This is a genomic window from Dactylosporangium cerinum (assembly GCF_042653625.1).
In the GTDB taxonomy this organism is placed as follows: Bacteria; Actinomycetota; Actinomycetes; order Mycobacteriales; family Micromonosporaceae; genus Dactylosporangium; species Dactylosporangium cerinum.
This window is the reverse complement of sequence record NZ_JBHSIU010000055.1, coordinates 1-6,073: the sequence shown is the minus strand read 5'-3', so window position 1 is coordinate 6,073 and position 6,073 is coordinate 1. Positions and strand designations below refer to the sequence as shown.

The 6,073-nt window shown below is 66.8% G+C and carries 5 protein-coding genes and 1 pseudogene; 2 read left to right on the top strand and 4 right to left on the bottom strand.

Features of this window, described 5'->3' with window-relative positions; all coding sequences use genetic code 11:
* A partial coding sequence (locus ACFPIJ_RS40785; RefSeq protein WP_380123759.1) for an Hsp70 family protein occupies window positions 1-983 on the bottom strand: 983 nt, incomplete at its 3' end.
* Window positions 984-1,176: 193 nt separating this feature from the next.
* On the opposite strand from ACFPIJ_RS40785, the gene ACFPIJ_RS40780 reads away from it, so the two are divergent.
* Window positions 1,177-2,322, top strand: coding sequence for an IS30 family transposase (locus ACFPIJ_RS40780; RefSeq protein WP_460491653.1), 1,146 nt, complete (start codon window positions 1,177-1,179; stop codon window positions 2,320-2,322).
* A gap of 181 nt (window positions 2,323-2,503) precedes the next feature.
* Here the strand turns inward: ACFPIJ_RS40780 and ACFPIJ_RS40775 are convergent.
* The 3 genes and pseudogenes from ACFPIJ_RS40775 to ACFPIJ_RS40765 all read right to left on the bottom strand — a co-directional run.
* A pseudogene (locus tag ACFPIJ_RS40775) lies at window positions 2,504-3,109 on the bottom strand (GyrI-like domain-containing protein); the annotation flags it as partial.
* Window positions 3,093-3,638, bottom strand: a complete 546-nt coding sequence (locus ACFPIJ_RS40770) for a PadR family transcriptional regulator (protein ID WP_380123755.1) — start codon at window positions 3,636-3,638, stop codon at window positions 3,093-3,095. The pseudogene ACFPIJ_RS40775 and the gene ACFPIJ_RS40770, both read right to left, overlap by 17 nt.
* 312 nt (window positions 3,639-3,950) lie before the next feature.
* Complete coding sequence (locus tag ACFPIJ_RS40765; RefSeq protein WP_380123752.1) at window positions 3,951-4,988, bottom strand: hypothetical protein; 1,038 nt, start codon at window positions 4,986-4,988, stop codon at window positions 3,951-3,953.
* Here ACFPIJ_RS40765 and ACFPIJ_RS40760 point away from each other — a divergent pair, their 5' ends adjacent.
* Window positions 4,989-5,219, top strand: a complete 231-nt coding sequence (locus tag ACFPIJ_RS40760) for a 6-pyruvoyl trahydropterin synthase family protein (protein ID WP_380123750.1) — start codon at window positions 4,989-4,991, stop codon at window positions 5,217-5,219.
* Window positions 5,220-6,073: the final 854 nt, after the last annotated feature.

Sequence of the window (6,073 nt, the reverse complement as noted above, 5' to 3'; positions counted from 1 at the left end):
GCAACGAGCGGTACCCGGCTGGCGCCGCCCACCAGGAACACACCTGCGAGCGTCACGTCAGTCGGCCGGGCGTACTGGAGTAGCGCCTTGGTGGTCCGGACGGTCCGCGCGATGAGCGGGCGGACGATCGTCTCGAACTCCTCCCGGCCGAGATGGACGTCGCCGTCCGCACCCGGCAGCGGAAGGACCACGGATGGGACCCGCGACAGGATTTCCTTGGCCACCCGCACGTCGTCCCACAGCAGGCGGTGCCTGCGCTGGTCCTCGGTCCCCGTCGGGTTGCTCAACGAGCGCCACACCTCGGGCTGGACCCCGCCGTACTGCCGGCCGAGCCAGTCGACGATCGCGGCGTCCAGATCCAGGCCACCGATGTCGTCGATCCCGTCGACGGCGACGATCTCGACGCCGGTCGCGGTGCGTACCCCAACGCTGGCGTCGAACGTGCCCGCGCCGAGGTCGTAGATGGCAAGCGCCTGGCCGACGGCGAGGTGCTGGCCGAGGACGCCGGTGAAGTACCGTGCCGCGGCCACCGGTTCCGGGACCAGCCGGACCTCGCCCAGCCCCGCCGCGCCGGCCGCGTCGACCAGGACACCGCGGCGGACCGGTCCCCAGCCGGCGGGATGCGTCAGTGACGTATGCGGCCGGGTGCCGCCGGTCACCCGCAACGCCTCGGTCGAGACGTGCCGCAGGACTGCGGCGACGACGTCGACGGTCGCAACGTCCCGGTCGCCGAGGAAGAGGGTGCTCTCGTCGATGTTGCGCTTCGGGTTGGGTGCCAGCCGGGCGGGCTCGAACCTGGCGTGGTGCAGCGCGTCGGTGCCGACGAACAGGCGTCCGTCGGCGTGCCCGAACACCGCCGAGGGCAGCAGTGGCGAGCCGTCGAAGAGCAGGGGTTTGACCCTGCCGTCCGGCCAACGGAGCATCGCGACGGTGTTCGAGGTGCCGAAGTCGATCCCCAATGCGAAGCTGTCCGGCGCCGGCATGCGCCGAGTATAGGTGCCCGATCAACACAGCCGGGTTCCCGTCGCGGCGTGCGCGGAACGATTCGCGATGCACCGGTGAGCCGGCCGCGCGGGCGATCACCATGAGCTCCGGGAAGTCGGCAAGGCGGTTTCTACTGGTCGTTGCGAATCCTGATGAGATGGGGTTCGCGTGCCCAGATATGCGCCGAACAGGATGTCTCCGGACGTCAAACGCCGCTACTTCGAGCTGATCAGGACGGGGATGCGGGGTGCGCGAGCCGCTGCTGAGGTGGGCGTGTCGCTGAGTTGTGGATCAGTGTGGTTCATCGATGCTGGCAGTGTGAGCTATGTAGAGACGCCGATCAGCGGGCGGTATTTCAGCCAGGACGACAGGATCGAGATCGCTGACGGGCTCGCCCGGGGTGAGCGGGTCAAGGCGATCGCGGCCCGGATCGGTAAGAGCTACCAAAGCGTGTATCGAGAGATCGCCCGTAACCGCAAGCCCGATGGGCGCTATCAACCGTGGTATGCCCACAACCAGGCTCATGTGCGTCGCCGCCGGCCGAAAACACCGCGGCTGGCGGGCGACGCGGCGTTGCGGGAGGCGGTTGCCGGCAAGCTGCGTCGGGGGTGGTCGCCGGCGCAGATCAGCCGTTGGCTGCGGCGGCGATACCCGCGCCGGCCGGCGTGGCAGGTGTGCGCGGAGACGATTTACGAGGCGGTGTACCGCGGTCTGGTCCTCCAGGCGGATGCCGCGAATCTGCGTACTGGCCGCCTTTACCGGCGTCGTCGTGGCCGTGGCCGGTCTCGTGACGGCGCCATGAAGCAGTTGACCAACATGAAGTCGATCCGTGAGCGGCCGGCCGCTGTCGAGTCCCGTCGCCAGGCCGGGCACCGGGAGGGTGACTTGATCGTGGGTGCCGGTCAGCGCTCAGCTATCGCCACGCTGGTGGAACGCAAATCCCGGTTCACCTTGCTGGTGAGGCTGCCTGGCGATCACAGCGCGCGGACCGTCGGTGACGCGCTCATCGACGCGTTCGCGAAGCTGCCCGCTCAGCTGTGTCGGACGTTGACCTGGGATCAGGGCAACGAGATGTTCCACCACGAACGCATCGAGCGAGCGACCGGTCTCAGGATCTTCTTCGCGGACCCGCACTCGCCTTGGCAGCGCGGCACCAACGAGAACACCAACGGGCTCCTGCGCCAGTACCTGCCGAAAGGTACTGACCTCAACAGATGGACCGACGATCAGCTCCAGGACATCGCCGCGGAACTCAACGAGCGACCCCGGCTATGCCTGGCTGACAAGAGCCCGAGCCAGCTCATGCGACAATGGCAACGCCAAAGGGCTACGAGATGATTCGCAACGATCTCTAGAAACCGCCGTCATGGGGCCGCGGACTACGGGATCATGCTGCACGGGGCCATCCTGAAACACCTAATGTGGCCTGGCGAAGCGGTTTCCGACGTCCGGATCTCATGGGCTCTGCCGCGATCCGCGCGGCATGCAGCGCGACGGCTGGAGCTGCCGCTCGCCATCCGATGGTGCGTTGCTTGTCGGGTGCGACCTTGCGGAAGTCGCTGAGGTAGATCTCGTGGTGAGTTCCGGCCAAGCGAAGCCTGTGGCCAGGGATGAACTCATGATGCAGTTGCGCGAGCACGTCGGCCTCGTCGTCGAAGGAACCGACGTGCAGGGTCTGCACGCACCGCCCTTCGGACAGCATCTGGAGGCTGACGTCGTCGAGACGCGCCGGTCGGTGCTTCGCTCCGGTTTGCTCGACTGCGGTCGTGAACATGGTCTGGTCGATCCAGTCCGGGACCATGAGCATCAGCGTCCAGTCCCACCGTGACTTGTCCCGTACGGTGGTGAAGGAGTCCATGTCCTCGGCCCGCCACAGGCCTTCCAGGGGCGGGACGACGTAGTCGCGCCTGAGGTCTCGCTTGCTGGCAAATTTCAGCTTGTACGCCACTGGGTAGAGCGCCTCGATCGCCTCGGTGAAGGCGGGCGAGGTGTTGGGGTCGCCACGGCCGTCTGTCATGAGGTACTGCATGTCGGGTACGTCGACTATCCGGAACAGGCCTCGTTGTGCTTGGTAAGTGTCAAGGGTCTTTTTGAAGTCGGTCTTGTCGTCAGTCCTGTTCGTCACCGGGCACCTGGACTCGGCTGGCGAGCCACTGCCTTTCTGCCTCCATGAGGCTCAGGGAGTAGGAGAACACCTCACGCGCCGCGAGCGGGAGGAGGGCTTGTGGTGCCTGCAGCACCGCCTGGACGGCCTGGACCGCGGTGATCTGGGCTTCGATCTGCACCAGTCGTTTGCCCAGCGCCTGCGCGTACTGCTGCGCCGAGAGCAGGGACAGGTTGGCGATGCCGACCAGCAGTGGGTGTGGGACTGGCCGTGCCTCGGCGACGAAGGCCAGCGCGTTACGTGCAGCAACCGCGCGGCCCTCAGTGGTGGCGTGGAAGACGCGGCGGGACTTCGTGGCGGCCGGAGCCTCCGGGACATGGAGCAGGCCGCGCTGCTCCAACTTAGTGAGCAGGTAGTAGATCGAGGAGAACCCGATATCGGTCCACTGCCGTATGCCGCGCTGCTCGATCACCTGCTCCAGGTCGTAACCGTGCTGCGGCCGTTCGATGACCAGGCCCAACACGGTTAGCTCAGCGGGAGTCAACTCCACGGGCATACTCTAGCGCTAGAATAGCGGATGTGACGTCGTGGCCCCCTCTCCGTCAGGCTGATGTGAGACACATGGTTCGATACATGGTCTGAGCAGGGCGAGTGCAGGATGATCCACGTGGACGATGACCCGTGCTGACCTGAGGGTCGGCGTGACCGATGATGGGTTGATAGGCCCGCGATCGCAGCAACCGAAGCGGCGAACGTTCGCCGCCGAGTACAAGCTGGCGATGGTGGCCGAGTACGACGCGGCGAGCGAGCCGGGCGCGAAGGGAGCCCTGCTGGCGTCGCGACGGGCTGTACTCCTCCCACATCATCGAGTGGCGGCGGCCCGTGATGCCGGCGCTCTGGGCGCAGTGGCCGACAAGCCACGCAAGCCGACTCGTAGCCAGGCGGATCGGGAGGCCGAGCGATTGCGGGCGGAGAACGAGCGGGTGCGCGCGGACCTGGCCAAGACCCGCGCCGCGCTCGACGTCGTGGGAAAAGCACACGCGCTCTTGGCTTGAGTTTTATCCTTTGACCTTCGGTTTCGTCGGTTTGTCAGTGTCCTTTGTGGACTTGGTCTTGCCGACGTCGTAGCGGGTTCGGGGAGGTCTGGTCGTGCCGCTCGGACGGCCTGGACCGGCGGTGGTGTATTTCGGTGTTCTGGCCGGGGTCCCCAGTTGCCGGCGCAGAATACGAAACCCCGACGCACCCGGCCTGGGGTCATCGACGGGCGGGCCGTGGCGCTCGTCTCCCAGCGACGGCGCAGGTCGACGGTCAGGGTTCTGGCGATTCGGAGTTGGGCGTGGACGGCGAGGATCAGCCAGGTCCAGCGCTCACCCTGTTGCGGGGTACGAATCTGCGGCGTGGTCCAGCCCAGAACCTGCTTGAGGAAACGGAACGTGTGCTCCAGGTCGAACCGACGCAGGTAGGTCTTCCACAACAGGTCTAGGTCGAAGACCGTACCGACCGGTGCGGTATGCCACAGCCACATGTCCTGCGCGGCCTGGTCACCGGGCAACCGTTCGACCTGGATCCGGATGACCGTGCCCGGCACCACCGGCACCGGACCGACGAACCCTGCCCAGCCGCTCTGCTTGGACAACCGCTGGTGCAGCCCGTGCCATGCGCTGACCACCACGGCACCGTAGCGCGGATTCTCCGCGGCCAGCCGCTCCTGCGCCGGTGGCAGAGGCCGCGGCCCGGACAACTCGAAGCGGTTGCCGTGGATCCTCGGCCGGCCCGGTCGACCATCCCGGAGCCGCTTCGGCGCGGGTGCGTAGAACACCTGATCACTGCGGACCCGACCGAGGACCTGCACCCCGCGGTCGGCCGCCAGATAGGTGATCCTGGTCAAGTCGTAGCGCACATGTACACCATCGGCAAGCGTTTCGGGTTTAGCGCCGCCCATCACCTGCCGGGCCTTCCCGACGGTCACAAGTGCGGGCGGCACCACGGGCACAACTTTAGCGTCGAGGTGGTGCTCGGCGCGGACGCGCTGGTACCGCCCGGGTTCGTGAGGGACTTCGGTGAGCTCGGGCCGTTCCGCGACGCCGCCCTCGATGTACGCGAGCAGCAGGACGACGCGGGCGCCCTATGACCGGGCCACCCCGGCGAACGGGCCAGTACACCGTCGACCGCCGGCCGGTCGACGGTTCGTCCAACCGGCCGAGCAGTAGCACCAGGATCAGCGCGCATGCGGCTGTGACCAGGAACGCGGCACGCCAGCTCGTCAGTTGTGCCAGCGCCCCGGCGCCACCGGAGGCGAGCGCGGTGCCAGGGCCACCCCAGCCATCAGGTTGGTGATCTCGGTCTGCCGTCGCTGCGTGGGCACCCGTTTCACCGATGTAGATGAGGCTGGGCGGGATGGCCGGGCTGAAGCACAGCGCCCCGTTCGGTCTTGCCGGCGCCGTCGCTGGTGATCCGCGCCTCGACGGCACGGCTGGCCTGACTCGCGTCGGCACGGTCGGGTGCCGGAATCGTTGCCTTGGCAGCGGCCCGCGAATCGCGTGGCACACCAACGTGCCCGTGCCCGAGACCATGTGCGTCAACGGTGTTGGGTCGGGGCCGTGCGAGAGCCAGTGAGTGGTCGATTCCAACGAGGCGACGGTCTGCAGCTGCAACGAGCCCCAACGTCACATTAGCGCATTTAACACTACTTCAGAATCGTGAGCTGGAGTGCATCACGCGGAGCCCTTACGGTCGTGGCGTGGCGACTGCGCTGATGGCCGGGTTCGGTGCATTGGATCCGATCGGCAGTAGCGACCGTCAACTGGCGCCGATGCTTGCCAGGCCGGGTGCCGGAGGGTGCTTGACGGTCTGGTGGCGGTGACGATGACCGCTATCGCGATACGGCTTGTGTTCGCTTGAATTTTCTGTGTCAAACCACAACGAGGAGCACCACATGCAGGAACGGATCGTCGAGACAGTCGATACGGTCTTCGATCTGGTCGA

What these genes read in the sequence shown, in the direction of transcription:
- ACFPIJ_RS40780 (WP_460491653.1), top strand. Translation starts at nt 1,177, where the DNA reads ATGTCTCCGGACGTCAAACGCCGCTACTTCGAGCTGATCAGGACGGGG.
- ACFPIJ_RS40760 (WP_380123750.1), top strand. Translation starts at nt 4,989, where the DNA reads ATGTACACCATCGGCAAGCGTTTCGGGTTTAGCGCCGCCCATCACCTG.